Here is an 18,884-nt window from a genome sequence, read left to right on the forward strand (position 1 = left end):
CTTCTGAATTTGTAACGGAATTTGCGGATTGTGCCCGCTTAAGAGCTACCGGTTTCCACTTTCCGGCCTTAATAGGAGCGCCCCTGGAAAACGCTGACGTACTTCAAGGAATTTCTTTTCCGCCTCAAGGCGATCCGTGAATTGACCAACCTGGACCCGGTATGTGGGAGAATCAAATACAATTTTTGGATCGTACTCAGGAAATTCTATTTCAGCTTCCTGTTTGAGTTCTTCGGCCTCATCGTAAGACCCAAAACCAATTTGAATAGTGTAGTAAAGGGCATTGGCCTTCCCTTGTTTGTAAATGTCCAGAAGCTTTTTTATCTGAGGATCCTGTTCAATGGAAACCGACCCTTGTTGCGCCTGAAGATTTAGCGTAAAGCACACGGTAAAAAGTGAAATAAAAAGAAGCTTGTACATCGTGTAAAATCAATTGTATTGTAACGTATTCAAAGGTAATCCATTAAGCATTTCGGTCATGGATAAAAGCATTATTTAGAATAATTATAAATTATAAATTCAGAATCCTTTAAGATTTCCCAAATAAAGTCTATGTCGTATTTTTGTCGACAATTTGGACCTTGTGAAATCCGGGTGTTAGTGCCTAATTTGCATCCTGGATTCGATTCGTACAAATAAATCAAAACACCTGAAAAAACAGTGATCGGAAACCGTTTTTTGTATCTTAAGAAGCTAGTCTCCAGATCCTTGTTAATCACAGGAAAAAATATTGAACAGCCGCTCATGAAAAAGGTTTTCAACCGCCATCAGTTAACCGCTCTTTTTGGTTTTTGTTTAGTTATTTCTTTCCTCTTTTCACCTTCATTACGCGCCCAGGAAGAGGCTGCTGTTGCAGAAGCAGAGCAGACCGAAGCCGCTGAGGCCGGAGGGGAAGGGCCTTGCGGGCCAGGGGATGTTGCCAAAGGGAAGCAATTGTTTAATCAGAATTGTGCGGCTTGTCATGCCCTGAATCGCAAAATGACCGGCCCAGCTCTCGCCAATGCTGCAACGCGCCTCATTGAGGAAGAAGGTCTGGACTGTGACTGGATCTACTCCTGGATCAAGAACAGCCCGGGAATGATAGCCTCAGGCGATGCGTATGCAAACCGGATCTATGAGGAGTACAATCAGGCCGCTATGACGGCATTTCCTACCCTCTCGGATCAGGATATCAATGATATTATCGCTTACACAGAGGCCCCACCGCCCGCTCCAGTAGCCGCCGCAACTCCTGCAGCCGGAGCTGGTGAGGAAGCCGGATCCGGAGGGGTTTCAAATGAACTGCTTCTCGGAGCGCTGGCCCTTGTCTTTGCCCTTTTGGTGATGATGCTTATTTTGGTGAATCAAACCCTCAGACGCATTGCTGAGGCCAATGGTGTGGTGTTAGAGCGGGAGAAAGCGGAGAAGCGCCTTCCTATTTGGAAAGCTTTTGCTCAGAATCAGTTCTTAGTCCTTGTAACAGCAATTCTTTTGCTGCTGTCGTCGGCCTATTTTGCCTATGGATGGATGATGCAGGTAGGGGTTAACCAGGGTTATGCCCCGATCCAGCCCATCCACTATTCGCACAAAATACACGCCGGAGACAATAAAATTGAATGTAAGTACTGTCATTCATCTGCCCGGGTATCCAAACACTCCGGCATTCCTTCCCTGAATATTTGTATGAATTGTCACAAGTCAATCTACGAGTACAAGGGGAATCCCGAAGGGCCGTCCGCAGAGGATCTGGCCAACGGGTACACCAACGAGTTCTATACAAACGAGATTAAGAAACTTTACAAAGCCGTGGGCTGGGATGAAGAGAACCAGAAATATACGGGAGAATCGCAACCTGTGGAATGGGTTCGAATTCACAATCTTCCGGATTTCGCATATTTCAACCATGCACAGCACGTATCCGTCGGTAATATCGAATGCCAGACCTGTCATGGTCCTGTAGAAGAAATGGAAATTATGTACCAGTACTCCCCCCTTACCATGGGATGGTGTATCAATTGCCACAGGGAAACCAATGTACAGATGGAGGGCAATGAGTACTATGACAAGATTCATCAGGAGCTTGCAAAGAAATACGGCGTAGAGAAGGTAACGGCTGCCCAAATGGGAGGTCTGGAATGCGGTAAGTGTCACTATTAACAAACTGGAGTTATTTACTATAATCGTATGGCATCAAACAAAAAGTATTGGAAAAGTGAGGCGGAACTCAAGCCGAACGATTCCATTGTTGAGACGCTTAAACAGAACGAATTCACAGAATCTATACCCGTCGATGAGTTTCTGGGCGATAAGGAGCAATTAGCTTCTAGCGAAACCTCACGGCGCGATTTCCTCAAGTATGTCGGCTTCAGTACGGCTGCGGCAACTCTGGCGGCTTGTGAAGGGCCCGTTCATAAATCCATCCCTTATGTGTTCCAACCCGAGCGTATTATACCGGGTATTGCGAACTACTATGCTACCACAATTGCGGATGGGTTTGATTTTGCGAGCATTCTCGTTAAGACAAGGGAGGCCCGGCCGATAAAAATTGAAGGCAATAAGGAAGCCAAAGTACTTGGTGGTACCAATGCAAGGATTCAGGCATCTGTACTCTCATTGTATGACAGTACCCGTTTGCAGGGTCCCCTCTCAGGTGGAAATCCCGTTGAATGGGACGAACTTGATGCAGGCGTAAAATCAAAACTGAGTTCGATCAGTGCCTCGGGCAAGCAAATTGCCCTTTTGACTCAGACTTATGCAAGTCCGTCGACCAATCGATTGATTCAGCAATTCTCAGAAGTGTATGAGAATGTCAATCACGTCACCTATGACGCTGTTTCATCCAGTGCAGCTCTGGACGCCTATCAGACTAAATACGGGGAGCGGGCACTTGCTGATTACGACTTTTCAAAAGCCGAACTGATCGTTTCCTTTGGAGCCGACTTCCTGGGAGACTGGCAGGGTGGCGGATATAGCAGTGGCTATTCAAGCGGCCGTGTTCCTAAGAACGGAAAGATGTCGCGGCATGTACAGTTCGAATCCATCATGACACTTACGGGGGCCAATGCGGACAAACGTGTTCCGGTAAGCCCGGCGGGTCAGAAAGTAGCTTTGGCGCATCTTTATGCCAAACTCAGCGGTACTTCTGCTTCAGGTACACTTTCGGATTCGGCCTCACGCGCCCTCGATAATGTTGTTCAGGGGATTTCCGGAAATAAACGCAAAGCGGTTGTCGTCACAGGTTTGGATGACACAGACGCTCAGGCCCTTGTACTCGCCATTAATGAAATGTTGGGAAGTGAAGCTTTCGAGCCCAATGCGCCCCGATATATCAGAAGCGGCAGTACTGAAAAACTCAATGCGCTTATCTCGGATATGCAAAACGGCCGGGTAGGTGCGCTGATTATGGATGGAGTCAATCCCGCGTATTCCCTCCCCAATGCTACGGCGTTCAAAGAAGCCCTTTCCGGGGTTGAATTGTCTATTACCAGTACCACAAACAGGGATGAGACTTCAGAGCTCACAACTTATGTCGCTTCTGCAAACCACTTTCTTGAATCCTGGGGTGATGTCGAGTTTAAAAAGGACCACTTCGGGCTGATGCAGCCCGTGATTCGGGAATTATTTGATACACGTCAGTTTCAGCAAAACCTCCTGAAATGGATGGGATCAGAACAGACGTATTACGAGTTTGTAAAAGATAGTTGGTCAGAAGGTGTCCTTGCAGGTGCTGACTGGAACAAAGCCCTCCATGATGGGGTGTACCGCGCAGAGTACGCCACACTCTACAGCGATCCGCTTATGCCGATGCAGGGTGCGGACAAGGCAGAAGGCGAAAACGTGGATTCAGAAGTTATGGACGCTCCTTCTTTGTCCGCTTCTGTCCAAAGGCTTTCCGCGGCTACAGATTCTGGAATGAGCCTTGTATTGTATCCTAAAATAGGACTGGGCGACGGCCGCCAGTCCGGTAACCCATGGCTTCAGGAATTTCCCGATCCCATTACCAGGGTCTCCTGGGATAACTACCTGACTGTATCCAAAAAAGACGCCAACGAACTTGGTTTGGTCAATGAGAATGTAGCGAACGGTGGTTTAGACGGCAGCTACGTAAATGTTACAGTTGAGGGTACCACCCTCAACGGTGTTCCTGTTATCATCCAGCCGGGACAGGCCGAAGGGACCGTCGGTTTGGCCCTGGGATATGGAAGACTTTCGGGTATGAAAAGTGAAATGCAGGTAGGTGTAAACGCCTTTCCCCTGTATCAGAATTTTAATTCAGCCCAGGGCGCAACTATTGAAAAGGCGCCGGGCATGCATGAATTTGCATGTATCCAGCTTCACAAAACCCTTATGGGGCGGGGCGATATCATAAAGGAAACCACCCTGGAGGATTTCAAGACGAAGCCGGCTTCGGAATGGAACCATGTACCACAGGTTTCTTTGGATCACCAGGAGGTTCCCGCCAATACGGTGGATCTCTGGGAGGGCTTTGACCGTTCTATCGGGCATCATTTTAATATGTCTATCGACCTGAATTCCTGTACGGGATGCGGGGCATGTGTCATAGCATGTAGTGCAGAGAACAATGTCCCTGTTGTCGGTAAAAAGGAAATTCGCCTGTCCAGGGATATGCACTGGCTTCGTATTGACCGTTACTATTCTTCCGAGGATACCTTTGAAGGAGATAACGAGAAGAAAGATGCTATTTCCGGAGCTATGGAATCCAAGAGTAGTTTTGAGGAAATGGAAGATCCTGCGGCGAACCCACAGGTTGCTTTCCAGCCTGTAATGTGCCAGCACTGTAACCACGCACCATGTGAGACAGTTTGTCCGGTGGCTGCTACGGTTCACAGTCGTCAGGGGCATAACCATATGGCCTACAACCGTTGTGTGGGAACGCGCTACTGTGCGAACAACTGTCCATACAAGGTGAGACGCTTTAACTGGTTCCTCTACAATAACAATGACGAGTTTGATTACCACATGAATAACGATCTGGGGAAAATGGTTTTGAACCCGGATGTCAATGTCCGTTCACGAGGGGTAATGGAGAAATGCTCCTGGTGTATTCAGATGTCTCAGAAGTCCATTCTCGATGCAAAAAGAGAAGGTCGTGAGGTTAAGGATGAAGAGTTCCAGACGGCATGTTCAAATGCATGCGACAGCGGAGCGATCGTTTTCGGAGATATCAACAATCCGGAAAGCGAAGTCTCCAAGCTCAAGGAAGATGACCGGATGTACCACCTGCTCGAGCACGTGGGAACAAAACCCAACGTGTTTTATCACGTCAAAGTCCGTAACTCAAACGAAGCATAACAACCTAAGAAACGATAAATAAATATGGCGTCGCATTACGAAGCACCTATACGTAAACCCCTTGTACTGGGCGACAAAGGCTACCACGAAGTATCTGTGGACATCGCTGCCCCGGTTGAGGGCAGAGCCAACAAGCAATGGTGGATTGTTTTTTCCATTGCCCTGGCCGCATTCCTTTGGGGGGTTGGTTGTATTATTTATACTATTTCCACCGGGATTGGAACCTGGGGTCTGAACCGGACGGTTAATTGGGCCTGGGACATTACCAACTTTGTGTGGTGGGTAGGTATTGGCCACGCCGGAACATTGATTTCAGCGGTATTACTCCTTTTCCGTCAGAAATGGCGTATGGCCATCAACCGGTCTGCGGAGGCGATGACAATTTTCTCGGTAATTCAGGCCGGACTCTTCCCGATCATCCACATGGGGCGTCCCTGGCTTGCGTACTGGGTATTGCCCATTCCGAACCAATTTGGCTCACTTTGGGTGAACTTCAATTCGCCCCTGCTTTGGGACGTATTTGCGATTTCAACCTATCTTTCGGTTTCCCTCGTCTTTTGGTGGACAGGACTATTGCCTGATTTTGCGATGATCAGGGACCGTGCCGTAAAACCTTTCCAAAAGAAAATTTATGGTCTCGTAAGTTTTGGCTGGTCCGGGCGCGCGAAAGACTGGCAGCGCTTTGAAGAGGTGTCTTTGGTACTTGCCGGTTTGGCAACCCCTCTTGTACTCTCGGTTCACACCATTGTATCTTTTGACTTTGCTACTTCGGTGATCCCCGGATGGCATACGACGATCTTTCCACCTTACTTTGTGGCAGGGGCTATCTTTTCCGGCTTTGCCATGGTGAACACCCTTTTGATTATCATGCGAAAGGTGAGTAACCTCGAGGATTATATTACTGTACAGCACATAGAATTGATGAATATCGTGATCATGATTACGGGGTCCATCGTAGGTTGTGCCTATATTACCGAATTGTTTATCGCCTGGTATTCAGGGGTTGAGTACGAACAATATGCCTTTTTGAACAGGGCTACTGGTCCTTATTGGTGGGCCTATGCACTCATGATGACCTGTAACGTGGTCTCACCTCAGGTCATGTGGTTTAAAAAAATCCGGACGAGCATTCTTATTTCCTTTATTATTTCGATAGTGGTAAATATCGGGATGTGGTTTGAGCGTTTTGTGATTATCGTAACCTCCCTGCATCGCGATTACCTCCCATCCTCATGGACGATGTTCTCTCCGACCTTCGTCGATATTGGGATCTTTATCGGTACCATAGGATTCTTCTTTGTGCTCTTTCTGTTATATGCACGTACATTCCCCGTGATTGCTCAGGCCGAGGTGAAGTCGATTCTGAAGTCTTCAGGAGAGCGTTACAAAAAACTCAGGGACGCGGGTAAGCCGCTTTATACCCTGCCTGCAACCGCAGCGAAGGTGAATACGACTGAAAAAGAAGCACTTTCTGAGGGAACCTCGGATAAAGCTGATAGCCTTCTTAAAGCCATTGGAGCCTTTGATGCGAACACCGAAACGGCTGATGACCTTAAGAAGATTAAGGGAGTGGGCCCGCAAATGGAACAAACCCTGAATGAAATCGGCATTTACACCTTCAGACAGGTGAGCCGGATGACTGAGCGGGAATACGAGCTACTGGATGCACTTACAGAATCTTTCCCCGGAAGGGCGCTGAGAGATGACTGGGCTGGCCAGGCAAAACGATTAATGGACGACAATTCTTAAGACTATGGCATCAAAAGTTATTCACGCTTATTACAATGACGATGACGTGCTGATGCAGGCAGTCAAAAAGGTAAAGGCAGCCCGGCATCATATCGAAGAGGTGTATTGTCCGTTTCCGGTCCACGGACTGGACAAGGCCATGGGACTCGCTCCGACACGGATAGCGATCACCTCATTTATGTATGGTTGTTTGGGGCTTACTGTTGCCATTGTCATGATGAACTATATCATGATTCAGGACTGGCCACAGGACATCGGTGGAAAGCCCAGTTTCAGCTATATTGAGAATATGCCGGCCTTTATGCCAATCATGTTTGAATTGACTGTTTTTTTTGCAGCCCACCTCATGGTTATTACCTTTTATCTGAGAAGCCGCTTATGGCCGTTCAAAAAGGCTGAAAATCCTGATGTCCGGAGTACTGACGACCATTTTATCATGGAAATTGAGGTACATGGTAACGAAACGGATCTGACGGCCCTCCTAAAGGAAACGGGAGCTGTGGAAATCAACAGTTTAGAAAAGTAAAATCGAAGGATGAAGAACTTACTTATTTCAGCTGGGGTACTTGTAGCGATACTCGGTCTGGCATCCTGCCAGGATGAGAATCAGCCGAACTACCAGTACATGCCCAATATGTATGAATCTGTCGGCTATGAAACCTACGAGCAGGTGGATTGGTTACCTAATGGTTCTGAAGCCATGACGCCCGTGGAGCACACGATCTCAAGGGGATTAGTCCCTTATGCCCTGGAGAACACCCCTGAGGGTAAGGAAATGTCCGCAATGGTTGCAAGTCCGCTGGATTCGCTCATGCGTGAGGACAACCTCGCCGTGGGTAAAGAACTCTATGATATTTATTGCGCGATTTGCCATGGCGCCAAAGGAGATGGTAAAGGCTGGTTGGTGCAGCGGGAAAAGATCCTCGGTGTCCCTTCTTACAGCGATGCCGCTCGGAATATCACGCCAGGGAGCACCTATCATGTAATGTACTACGGCCTGAACTCAATGGGTTCATATGCGAATCAGCTTAACCACGAGGAGCGCTGGCAGGTGGCTGAGTACGTCATGAAATTAAAAGAAGACCTAACCAAATAGATAGCGATTGCAGATGTATACCTTCTCAAACAGACTTAAAATAGGATCCCTGATTCTTATGGCTCTAGGGCTCGTGGGAATGGGGATAGGTTTTGTTTCCGCACCTTCTACGGTTGAAGAAGCAAAATCCATGGTTGCTGCACATGATGACGGACATGGAGGAGGTCATGGTGAAGTGACCCATGAAGCTACAGGAACTGCTGCTCACGCAGATGATGCCCATGCCTCGGATCACGACGAGCATTTGTTGCACCAGTTACAGAATCGCCCCTGGTCGGCCACTTACGTCGCCCTGTTCTTTTTCTTTATGATTTCCCTGGGTGTTCTTGCCTTTTACGGCGTGCAGAGGGCCTCACAGGCGGGATGGTCTCCAATGCTGTTCAGGGTTATGGAGGGAATTACGGCTTGGCTGGTACCTGGCGGAGTTCTGCTCTTTGTTTTCCTTGTACTTTCTGTACTTCATATGAACCACCTGTTTGTATGGATGGATGCGGAAACGGTTGCCCATGACGAGCTTTTGCAAGGCAAAGCAGGTTACCTGAATCCTACTTTCTTCCTGGTACGCGCTGCGATTTACCTTGGAGGATGGATCGCCTACAGAGAGATATCCAGAAGGTTGTCCCTGGCTCAGGACGCCGCAGATGATAATTCTAATTTCGTAAAGAACTTCAGATGGTCTGCCGGATTCCTGGTTTTCTATCTGGTTAGTGAATCCATGATGTCCTGGGATTGGATCATGAGTTTGGATCCGCACTGGTTCAGTACCCTTTTCGGATGGTATGTTTTCGCCAGTATGTTCGTTTCGGGAATCACGGTTATCGCCATGGTTACAATCTACCTGAAATCAAGAGGGTATCTGCCTGATGTAAATGATAGCCACATACACGATTTGGCTAAATTTATGTTTGGTATCAGTATTTTCTGGACCTATCTCTGGTTCAGCCAGTTCATGTTGATCTGGTATGCGAACATCCCTGAAGAAGTTACCTATTACGTAACGCGAATAGAGAATTACTCCCTGCCTTTTTGGGGTATGCTGGTGATGAATTTTGCATTCCCCTTATTGGTACTCATGAACAGTGATTACAAACGCCTTAACTGGTTTGTGATCATGGCAGGTATCGTTGTCCTGATGGGCCATTACCTGGATGTGTACAACATGGTCATGCCGGCAACAGTGGGAGATCAGTGGTATATTGGTATTCCCGAGATCGGAGCCGTTCTCTTTTTTGGAGGTGCGTTCCTTTTCTGGGTATTCAGGGCGTTGACCAAAGCCCCATTACAGCCTACCCGCAATCCTTATATTGAGGAAAGCAGGCAGTTTCATTATTAAAATAAGCGATAGCGAATCATATCCGTTCACACGATGACAGCAGTATTGACGATAGCGGTTTTAGTTTTAGTGGGCATTGCCGTCTGGCAGATGACCAAGATTTTTGAATTGTCCCAGGTAAGGGCTAAATCGGCAAATGCAGAGGTGGCCACAGATGAGGATAACCGTTACAACGGCTATCTGATGTTCGCATTCCTCATTTTTATTTACGGAATCACCATCTTTAGTTTCTGGAAGTATGGAAAGTACATCCTGCCGGAATCTTCGAGCGAGCACGGGGCGGAATACGACTCCTTGTTGTTATGGTCATTTGTTATTATTTTTATTGTTCAGTTTATCACTCAGGCGTTATTGCATTATTACGCTTATAAATACCGTGGTAAAAAGGGAACCAAGGCATTGTTCTTTGCCGATAATAATACGCTGGAGTTTATCTGGACTATTATTCCCGTAATTGTTTTGGCAGGTTTGATCCTATGGGGTTTATACACCTGGACCAATATTATGGATATCAACGAGGATGACGATCCCCTGATTGTTGAATTGTATGCCCAGCAGTTTAACTGGACAGCTCGTTATGGCGGGGCGGACAATGTGCTGGGAGAGGCCAATGTAAGACTGATTGATATCGATCGCGCGAATATTCTCGGGCTGGATGAATCCGATCCGAATGCCTCCGATGATGTTATTGTCAAAGAACTTCATTTGCCCGTAGGAAGGAAGGTCAATTTTAAATTCCGGTCTCAGGATGTGCTTCATTCCGCTTACATGCCACACTTTCGGGCACAGATGAATTGTGTGCCGGGAATGATTACCGAGTTCTCTTTTACGCCAACGGTTACCACGGCTGAGATGAGACAACGTCCGGAGACTATTGAAAAAGTCAAAAGGACAAACATACTGAGGGCAGAAAAAGCAGCAATGGGGGAACCGAATTCCGACCCATGGGAGTTTGATTATGTATTGCTATGTAATAAAATTTGCGGTAAGTCTCACTACAATATGCAGATGAAGATTATTGTTGAGACTGAAGAAGAGTACCAGGCATGGCTGGAGGGCCAACAGACGTTTAATCAGACGATGGCTTCCATGCAGCCCTAAAAAAGAATTGCAAGAAAAAGAATAAAAAAAAAGATTATGTCAGTACAAGCACATGCATTGACCGATGACCACGCTCATGACCACGGGCACCATCACAAAGAAACTTTTGTAACCAAATATATTTTCAGTCAGGATCACAAGATGATCTCGAAACAATATCTGATTACAGGTTTGATCATGGGATTCATTGGAATCGCCATGTCCCTTTTATTCAGGATGCAACTGGCGTGGCCCGGCGAGTCTTTCCCCATTTTTGAGGCAGTACTCGGTAAGTGGGCTCCTGATGGAGTGATGGATGCGGATATCTATCTGGCCCTTGTGACCATACACGGAACAATCATGGTATTCTTTGTTCTAACAGCTGGACTGAGCGGTACCTTTAGTAACCTGCTTATACCCCTTCAGATAGGTGCACGGGATATGGCTTCCGGCTTTTTGAACATGTTGTCTTACTGGATGTTTTTCCTATCCAGTGTGATTATGGTAATCTCGCTCTTTGTTGAAGCAGGGCCTGCTGCTGCGGGTTGGACGATTTATCCTCCATTGAGCGCATTGCCTATGGCCCAACCGGGCTCTGGGATGGGAATGACCCTGTGGTTGGTCTCCATGGCCATTTTTATCGCTTCGTCCCTTCTGGGTTCTTTGAATTACATCGTAACGGTAATCAATTTACGAACCAAAGGGATGTCCATGACACGGCTCCCATTGACGATCTGGGCATTTTTTGTTACAGCAATTATCGGTGTGATCTCATTTCCGGTTTTGCTTTCTGCAGCGCTCTTACTCATTATGGACCGAAGTTTCGGAACGTCATTTTTCCTTTCGGATATCTTTATTCAGGGAGAGGTCTTGCATTATCAGGGCGGGTCTCCCGTACTGTTTGAACACCTGTTCTGGTTCCTTGGGCACCCTGAGGTCTATATTGTTATTCTTCCGGCCATGGGTATTGTGTCCGAAGTAATGTCTGTGAACGCTCGTAAACCAATCTTTGGATACCGCGCAATGATCGCTTCCATTTTGGCTATTGCGTTTCTCTCGACCATCGTTTGGGGACACCATATGTTTATTTCCGGAATGAATCCTTTCCTCGGATCTGTATTTACCTTTACAACGCTTCTTATCGCGATACCATCAGCCGTAAAGGCGTTTAACTGGATTACTACCTTGTGGAAAGGAAATCTGCAGCTCAACCCGGGAATGTTATTTTCTATCGGGATGGTTTCTACTTTCATCACCGGTGGTTTAACGGGTATAATACTGGGGGACAGTACACTCGATATCAATGTCCACGACACGTATTTTGTCGTGGCGCACTTTCACCTTGTGATGGGTATATCTGCGCTTTACGGGCTTTTTGCAGGAGTCTATCACTGGTTCCCTAAAATGTTCCAGGGACGAATGATGAGCAAGAACCTCGGGTATGTGCATTTCTGGATTACTGCCGTAGGTTCCTATGGGGTATTCTTTCCCATGCATTTCGTGGGAATGGCTGGAGTTCCAAGGAGGTACTATCAGAATACCGCGTTCCCAATGTTCGATGAACTCGTTGATGTTCAGGTATTGATGACCGTATTTGCAATTATTACTGCTCTGGCACAGCTGATCTTTGTTTATAATTTTGTCCGCAGTATTTTCTACGGAGCGCGTGGACCTCAGAATCCATGGAATGCAACCACACTGGAGTGGACGGCACCTCAGGAACATATACATGGCAACTGGCCGGGTGCAATTCCTGAAGTACATCGCTGGAGTTATGATTATAGCAAGACTTTTGAGAATGGCGATTATATCTTGCCTGGACAGGACTTTGTCCCACAGGATGTGCCTTTACAGGAGAACGAAGAAGAATTGCAGCATTAGCGCTGTATAGGATTAAAAAAGCCCGCATCAGCGGGCTTTTTACTTTCTGCTATATGGGTTTTAAGGATTTGTATATCTTTAATCAGAATCTAGGTTAATGACAATGAAGTATTGCATGCGTTTCGGAATATTGGTGATAGCCCTTCTGCTATCAGGTACAGGATTTGGCCAGCGTAAACCTAAGATAAAGGGTAATCGAAGTGTCATAACCGTGGACAAACCTTTAAACGAGTTTGCACACCTGAGCATTACCGATGGTCTTGAAGTGCGGCTTGAGCCGGGAAACAAGGAGGCCGTCCGAATTGAAGCGGACGACAACCTCATCGATATCTTGAGATTTGAACAAGACGGGGACACCCTGAATATTTCGACGTTTTATACCATTACAGGAAGTAAAAAGCTGGACTTAACCCTTACCTATCAGGATCTCAGGACAATTCGCGTTGCCCAGGGGAGCGCAGTAGCGGAGCAGACCATCGAGGTAAATCAGCTGGATCTCATGCTTATGGAAGGCAGCGAAACCTCTTTAACGATTAGCGCGGGATTAGTAAAACTGCAAATGAGCGGAAATGCCACTTCGGACCTCAATATAGCTTCAGATTCGCTTCATATTACATTGGCAGACCAAACCAAATCGTTTATCTACAGCACCGATAGTGCAATGGATATAACACTCTCCGGGCGTGCTACGGCCGTTTTGGAGGGTACGGGTAAATCCCTGACACTCTCCATGACGGACAATGCTTCCCTAAAAGCTGAAGGCATGGAGGTAGGCAGCATAATGGCTTTTCTCAATACGTCCTCCCAGGCGCGCATCAATGCGCTTACCCAATTGTCTTATGAAGGCCGGGATAAATCGAAACTCTATGTCTACGGACAACCCAAAATCGAAATTCTGGGTTTTTATGACACTGCAGAACTTCATAAGTCCTCTCAATAAAACGTGTCATATAAATATTAAAAAACCCTGCTTTCATATTGAAAGCAGGGTTTTGTCGTTAAAGAAAACCAGGTCAGGAGTTTGGTCCGGCCTTCAGGATTTCTGAATTGACACCGGCTTCAAACTTTTTGAAATTCTCCTTGAATAAACCAATCAATTTAGCTTTGGTTGTGTCATAGCTGTTTTTATCCGTCCAGGTGGATTTTGGATTGAGTACTTCAGCAGGTACTTCAGGACAGCTTTGAGGAATATCAAAACCGAATTCAGCATCTTTTGTATAGGAAACTCCGTCAAAATCCCCACGGTGGATCGCATCTATCATAGCTCGGGTATATTTGAGTTTGATACGGGAACCTACACCATGACCCCCGCCTGTCCATCCCGTATTGATCAACCAGGCATTGACTGAATGCTGCTTCATTTTGTCCGCGAGTAATTCAGCGTATTTATTGGGGTGCCACATCATAAAGGCGGCCCCGAAGCAAGCACTGAACGTGGCCTGAGGTTCCGTAACCCCCATTTCTGTACCGGCTACTTTTGCCGTATAGCCTGAAATAAAATGATAGCTCGCCTGCTCTGGGGTTAGTTTACTCACAGGAGGAAGCACGCCAAAGGCGTCACAGGTCAGGAATATGATGTTTTTAGGATGCCCGGCAACACATGGGATCTGAACATTTTCAATATGATGGATCGGATAAGAAGCCCGGGTGTTCTGTGTGATCGAAGTGTCCGAATAATCTACACTCCGGGTACTTTTATCGTACACGACATTTTCCAGTACGGTGCCAAACCGGATGGCATTAAAAATGTCCGGCTCGCTTTCAGCAGAAAGGTCGATCGCTTTGGCGTAACACCCTCCTTCAATATTAAAAGTGCCTTCATCTGTCCAGCAATGCTCATCATCTCCGATGAGTTTCCGCTTTGGATCCGCGCTTAGGGTTGTTTTTCCGGTTCCTGAGAGCCCGAAAAGAAGGGAGACATCCCCCTCGGCCCCAACATTGGCAGAGCAGTGCATTGGCAATACCCCTTCAAGAGGCATGAGGTAATTCATGACACCGAAAATTCCTTTTTTCATCTCCCCGGCATACTGTGTCCCCAGGATGACAATTTCTTTGTTTTCCAAATTAACATCGACAGATGTTTTTGAGGTCATTTCGGAGGTGTAGCTGTTGGCGGGGAAACCTCCTGCGTTGAATATGACATAATCCGGGGTGCCGAAATCAGCCAATTCGGCCGCTGTTGGCATGATCAGCATATTTTGCATGAAAAGGGAGTGATACGCCCTGGTACACACAATGCGAACCTTGATTCGGTATTTTGGATCCCAGCCGGCGTAGGCATCTACGACAAAGAGCCGTTCGCAGATATTGAGATAATCTATGGCGCGTTCCCGGTTTACAAAATAGGTGTGTTCATCCAATCCGATATTAATAGGGCCCCAGTCGATGTTTTTTTCTGATTCCGGATTCCGAACAATACGCTTATCCTTTGGGCTTCGACCTGTTTTTTCACCAGAATAAACCAGCAGGGCTCCAACATCGGAGATCGCGGTTCCCGCTTCCCTGCGCAATCCGATCTCATAGAGGACAGGAACGCTGCTATTTCTGTGTATTTTTTCTACATGTATCCCATATTGGGAGAGGTTAAATGCTGCCATAGATTGAGTGCTTTTGGCGGTTAATAGTCATCAGTATTCTTAAGGCTCCGGGCCTTCTAGCAAAATACAAAGAAGCGGAACATTGGGCATTAAAAACATGATAAATATCAAAGTATTCCAATAAAATTGGTGAGGGCCTGAACCCTGGGAAGTCTTCAGTTTACCTATCTTTGTGCTATTATGAATGAACATCTGGACCCTTCAGCAGACCACCTTTCTCAGGAGGAGCTCGATATCGAGAGAGCCTTAAGACCTGTCTCTTTTGACGATTTTACCGGACAGCGGAAAGTTCTTGAAAACCTGCAGATTTTTGTTCAGGCAGCCAATATGCGACAAGAAGCACTGGATCATACTCTGCTTCACGGACCTCCGGGTCTTGGGAAAACCACCCTTGCACATATTCTTGCCAATGAACTGGGTGTGGGGTTAAAGGTCTCTTCAGGTCCGGTGCTGGATAAACCCGGGGACCTGGCAGGTTTGCTCACCAATCTGGAGGAGCGGGATGTACTCTTCATAGATGAAATTCATCGACTGAGCCCCATTGTTGAGGAGTACCTCTATTCGGCCATGGAGGATTTTAAGATAGATATCATGATCGAATCGGGGCCAAACGCCCGTTCGGTACAAATACACCTGAGTCCATTTACCCTTGTCGGGGCTACCACGCGCTCCGGATTGCTGACCGCTCCCATGCGGGCGCGTTTTGGAATCAACAGCCGTTTGGAATATTACGATACCGAACTATTGTCCACCATCGTGGAGCGCTCTGCAGACATCCTCAAAGTTCCCATAACCCAGGAGGCTGCCATTGAAATTGCAGGAAGAAGCAGGGGGACCCCAAGAATCTGCAACGCACTTCTAAGGCGCATTCGCGACTTTGCACAGATCAAGGGAAATGGCAAAATCGATTTGGAGATCTCCAGATATGGCCTGCAGGCACTAAATGTAGATACATACGGTCTGGATGAAATGGATAACAAAATTCTGTCCACCATCATCGACAAATTCAAAGGGGGCCCTGTCGGACTGAACACCATTGCTACAGCCGTTTCTGAAAATGCAGAAACCATTGAAGAGGTCTATGAGCCCTTTCTGATCCAACAGGGATTCCTGATGCGGACCCCAAGGGGAAGGGAAGTGACAGAACTTGCATACCGCCACCTGGGAAAGATTCGAGGAAGTGACCAACCCGGCTTATTTTGAATCCTTTCTAAATGGCTAATCGAGAGAAAGACCTTTCAAGAAGTACCTCTGACAAATCAGCCAGTCCCTCCAAGCCCATTCATGTAGTGTCTCAATGGGAGGTTTTCAGGAACCGAAAGCGCATCTTGAGGAATCCCCTGCCATTTCATCATGAAAAGTTCCAGGAGTACGGACATACTTTTAAAGTCACCATCGGGCCCGGCAGACGAATTGTTTTTACCCGGGATCCTGAGACCATTCGGACGATCCTTCAGAAAAAACAGCGTAATTATGCCAAATCAGAGCTACAGACCCGGGATCTGGCCAAATATATTGGACATGGAATTCTGACCAGTGAAGGCGACTTCTGGAGGAAGCACCGAAAGATGATTCAGCCTGCATTTCATAAAGAACAGTTACAGGGATTACTCGACCTGATGTACCGGGCGATCCGGAACGAATTATTAGATCTGCCAGTTCGGGAAGTAATGGATATCCTTCCGAAGATGAGTGATCTTGCCTTTCAGGTTGTCGCCCAGTCTCTTTTCAGGGCGGGGGATTTCAGGGCGGATATGAATCGGCTGCAGGAGATCACCGAAGACAACCAGAAAATGCTTATCCGCGAGATGCGACAACCCTACCTGAAATGGTGGTTTACGCTCTCAGGGCGAATTGGGCATCACCTTGGCCTTTCGACAGAAGCAAGGCAAATACTGGATACACTGATCGAAGAACGGGAGTCTTCTGGCACAAGTCGCGGTGACCTTCTGGACATGTTGCTCGATGCCCGTTATGAAGATGGAGGTGCTATGCCCAGAAATCAACTCATCGATGAATTAATCATCCTGTTTACAGCAGGGCATGAGACCACCGCAAATGCCCTGAGCTTTACCGTATTTCTTCTGGCGTCCCATCCGGAAATTCAGGAGCGCTTGTTTGAAGAAGTCAGGGCACTTGACTTTGAAGGCCAGGATAAAATGCACCTGATCCGGAATCTGGTATACGCCCAGCAGTGTATAGAAGAAGCGATGCGCCTGTATCCTCCTGTTTATGTCATCGACCGCGTATCGGTCTGCGAACAAAAGGTTGAAGGGAATACCTATGCCAAAGGGACAACCTGGTTGCTCAGCATCTTTGAATTGCATCGAAGCCCTGATCTTTGGGAACGACCGGATGCTTTTATGCCTGAGCGCTTCGCGCCAGGAAAGAAGAAGGCGTATACCGGGTTCTATTTTCCCTTTGGAGCGGGTCCGAGAATGTGTATTGGGAATATTTTTGCCATGAATGAGATGGTATTGGCCATTGGCTGGCTTGTTAAAAATTACCGGATCACTACTCCTGTTGAATCCCTGCATCTGAACCCGCTGATTTCGCTGAAACCCGGGAAAGTGTTAGTGGAATTGCATTCCCGCTGATTTTTCAAATCCATACAAGTCCTGCCATAAGGCCCCAGAAACTTTTTGGGATAAATAAAGGCGCCTATGTGAATTTCATGATGGAAGTAGGAGCAGGGCGGGCAGAGAACTCCTATGGGGAATATCAGCAAAGGCTTTGAAAGGCCAGATCCAAGTGCGATCCGGACAACTTTTTACACATCAACCAGATTATCAAGCCTGAATAAATGTACCTTGTGGGTATGGATGCCAGACATCGCAATACCCAGCTAATTAAAGCCGAGGCGGATCGCCTTGGCTTTCTTTCCTGCGGTATCTCTGAAGCTACTTTTCTCAGGGAAGAAGCGCCGCGTCTTGAGGCCTGGCTTAAAAATAACATGCACGGGGAGATGGCGTATATGGAAAACCATTTCGACAAACGCCTGGACCCCCGTAAACTGGTCCCTGGGGCTAAATCTGTAATTTCCCTGCTCTACAATTATTACCCGACAACCAAACAGCGGGAAGACTCCTATAAAATCTCAAAATATGCCTATGGAGAAGACTATCACAACGTAATTAAGGCTAAACTCCGGTCGTTGCACGGCTTTATTCAACAGGAAATTGGGGAAGTCCACGGGCGGGTCTTTGTAGATTCGGCACCGGTCCTGGACAAAGCGTGGGCTGCCCGAAGCGGACTGGGTTGGATTGGGAAACACTCTAATTTGCTTACAAAGGAAGTAGGTTCATTCTATTTTATTGCCGAATTGATCTTGGATCTGGAACTGGATTACGACGGTCCTGTTACCGATCATTGCGGGACCTGTACGGCATGTCTGGATGCGTGTCCAACCGGGGCGATCGTACAGCCCTATGTGGTGGATGGGAGCAGGTGTATTTCCTATTTTACCATTGAGCTAAAAAATGAATTTCCTTCGGATCTGGGAGCGAACTTTGACGACTGGGTATTTGGGTGTGACATCTGTCAGGATGTATGCCCCTGGAACCGCTTTTCAAAACCGCATCGCGAACCTGCCTTTGAGCCAAATGCTGCCCTGCTCCAAAATGACAGGCGGGAATGGGAAGAACTCACCGAGGAGGTCTTTAAGCGTGTTTTTCAAAAATCAGCAGTTAAGCGCACAAAATTCTCTGGATTAAAGCGCAATATTTCCTACGTTAAGTCCTCAGGAACAGAAGGAAGCGGGTAGGGCAGGCAATCGAAAGGGCACATCTTGTGGGCGGACTATCTTATGATATTTCTTCAAGAATCTTAAAGTTGTTATATTGAGGTCGCTGGAGGC

At 47.1% G+C, this 18,884-nt stretch carries 14 protein-coding genes; 12 read left to right on the top strand and 2 right to left on the bottom strand.

All coding sequences use genetic code 11. From position 1 onward, the window contains the following. Positions 1-45: 45 nt before the first annotated feature. Positions 46-420: an SPOR domain-containing protein gene (locus QU605_RS02965; protein WP_289723768.1), complete on the bottom strand. Its 375-nt coding sequence runs from the start codon at positions 418-420 to the stop codon at positions 46-48. Between the two features lie 324 nt (positions 421-744). Between QU605_RS02965 and QU605_RS02970 the strand changes: the two genes are divergently transcribed. From QU605_RS02970 to QU605_RS03010, 9 genes are all read left to right on the top strand, one after another. Beyond that, entirely contained in the window at positions 745-2,136 is a 1,392-nt protein-coding gene (locus QU605_RS02970) for a c-type cytochrome (protein ID WP_289723769.1), read from the top strand. 27 nt (positions 2,137-2,163) lie between these two features. Next, a complete protein-coding gene (locus tag QU605_RS02975) occupies positions 2,164-5,292 on the top strand; it encodes a TAT-variant-translocated molybdopterin oxidoreductase (RefSeq protein ID WP_289723770.1) in 3,129 nt (1,042 codons plus the stop codon). Positions 5,293-5,316: 24 nt separating this feature from the next. Then, entirely contained in the window at positions 5,317-7,041 is a 1,725-nt protein-coding gene (locus tag QU605_RS02980) for a helix-hairpin-helix domain-containing protein (RefSeq protein ID WP_289723771.1), read from the top strand. A 4-nt stretch (positions 7,042-7,045) separates the two neighbouring features. Then, on the top strand, positions 7,046-7,567 hold the full coding sequence (locus tag QU605_RS02985) for a DUF3341 domain-containing protein (protein ID WP_289723772.1): 522 nt from the start codon (positions 7,046-7,048) through the stop codon (positions 7,565-7,567). 9 nt (positions 7,568-7,576) lie between these two features. Continuing rightward, on the top strand, positions 7,577-8,137 hold the full coding sequence (locus tag QU605_RS02990; RefSeq protein WP_289723773.1) for a c-type cytochrome: 561 nt from the start codon (positions 7,577-7,579) through the stop codon (positions 8,135-8,137). Positions 8,138-8,150: 13 nt separating this feature from the next. Further along, on the top strand, positions 8,151-9,470 hold the full coding sequence (locus tag QU605_RS02995; RefSeq protein ID WP_289723774.1) for a quinol:cytochrome C oxidoreductase: 1,320 nt from the start codon (positions 8,151-8,153) through the stop codon (positions 9,468-9,470). Between the two features lie 33 nt (positions 9,471-9,503). Then, positions 9,504-10,571, top strand: a complete 1,068-nt coding sequence (locus tag QU605_RS03000; protein ID WP_289723775.1) for a cytochrome c oxidase subunit II — start codon at positions 9,504-9,506, stop codon at positions 10,569-10,571. A 36-nt stretch (positions 10,572-10,607) separates the two neighbouring features. Beyond that, positions 10,608-12,431: a cytochrome c oxidase subunit I gene (locus tag QU605_RS03005; protein ID WP_289723776.1), complete on the top strand. Its 1,824-nt coding sequence runs from the start codon at positions 10,608-10,610 to the stop codon at positions 12,429-12,431. 97 nt (positions 12,432-12,528) lie between these two features. Continuing rightward, positions 12,529-13,371, top strand: a complete 843-nt coding sequence (locus QU605_RS03010) for a GIN domain-containing protein (protein WP_289723777.1) — start codon at positions 12,529-12,531, stop codon at positions 13,369-13,371. 73 nt (positions 13,372-13,444) lie between these two features. Here QU605_RS03010 and pckA read toward each other — a convergent pair whose 3' ends face one another. After that, complete coding sequence (gene pckA, locus QU605_RS03015; protein WP_289723778.1) at positions 13,445-15,028, bottom strand: phosphoenolpyruvate carboxykinase (ATP); 1,584 nt, start codon at positions 15,026-15,028, stop codon at positions 13,445-13,447. 180 nt (positions 15,029-15,208) lie between these two features. Between pckA and ruvB the strand changes: the two genes are divergently transcribed. The 3 genes from ruvB (at position 15,209) to queG (ending at position 18,791) form a co-directional block, all read left to right on the top strand. Then, positions 15,209-16,231 carry a Holliday junction branch migration DNA helicase RuvB gene (gene ruvB / locus QU605_RS03020; RefSeq protein WP_289723779.1) on the top strand — a complete coding sequence of 341 codons (1,023 nt, stop codon included), beginning with the start codon at positions 15,209-15,211 and terminating at the stop codon, positions 16,229-16,231. An 11-nt stretch (positions 16,232-16,242) separates the two neighbouring features. Continuing rightward, a complete protein-coding gene (locus QU605_RS03025; RefSeq protein ID WP_289723780.1) occupies positions 16,243-17,625 on the top strand; it encodes a cytochrome P450 in 1,383 nt (460 codons plus the stop codon). A gap of 206 nt (positions 17,626-17,831) precedes the next feature. Further along, the gene (gene queG / locus QU605_RS03030; RefSeq protein WP_434967911.1) at positions 17,832-18,791 is read left to right on the top strand and encodes a tRNA epoxyqueuosine(34) reductase QueG; all 960 of its coding nucleotides are present in this window, start codon (positions 17,832-17,834) and stop codon (positions 18,789-18,791) included. The last annotated feature ends 93 nt before the right edge of the window (positions 18,792-18,884 follow it).

It is taken from the genome of Robiginitalea aurantiaca, from assembly GCF_030380815.1.
GTDB lineage: Bacteria > Bacteroidota > Bacteroidia > Flavobacteriales > Flavobacteriaceae > Robiginitalea > Robiginitalea aurantiaca.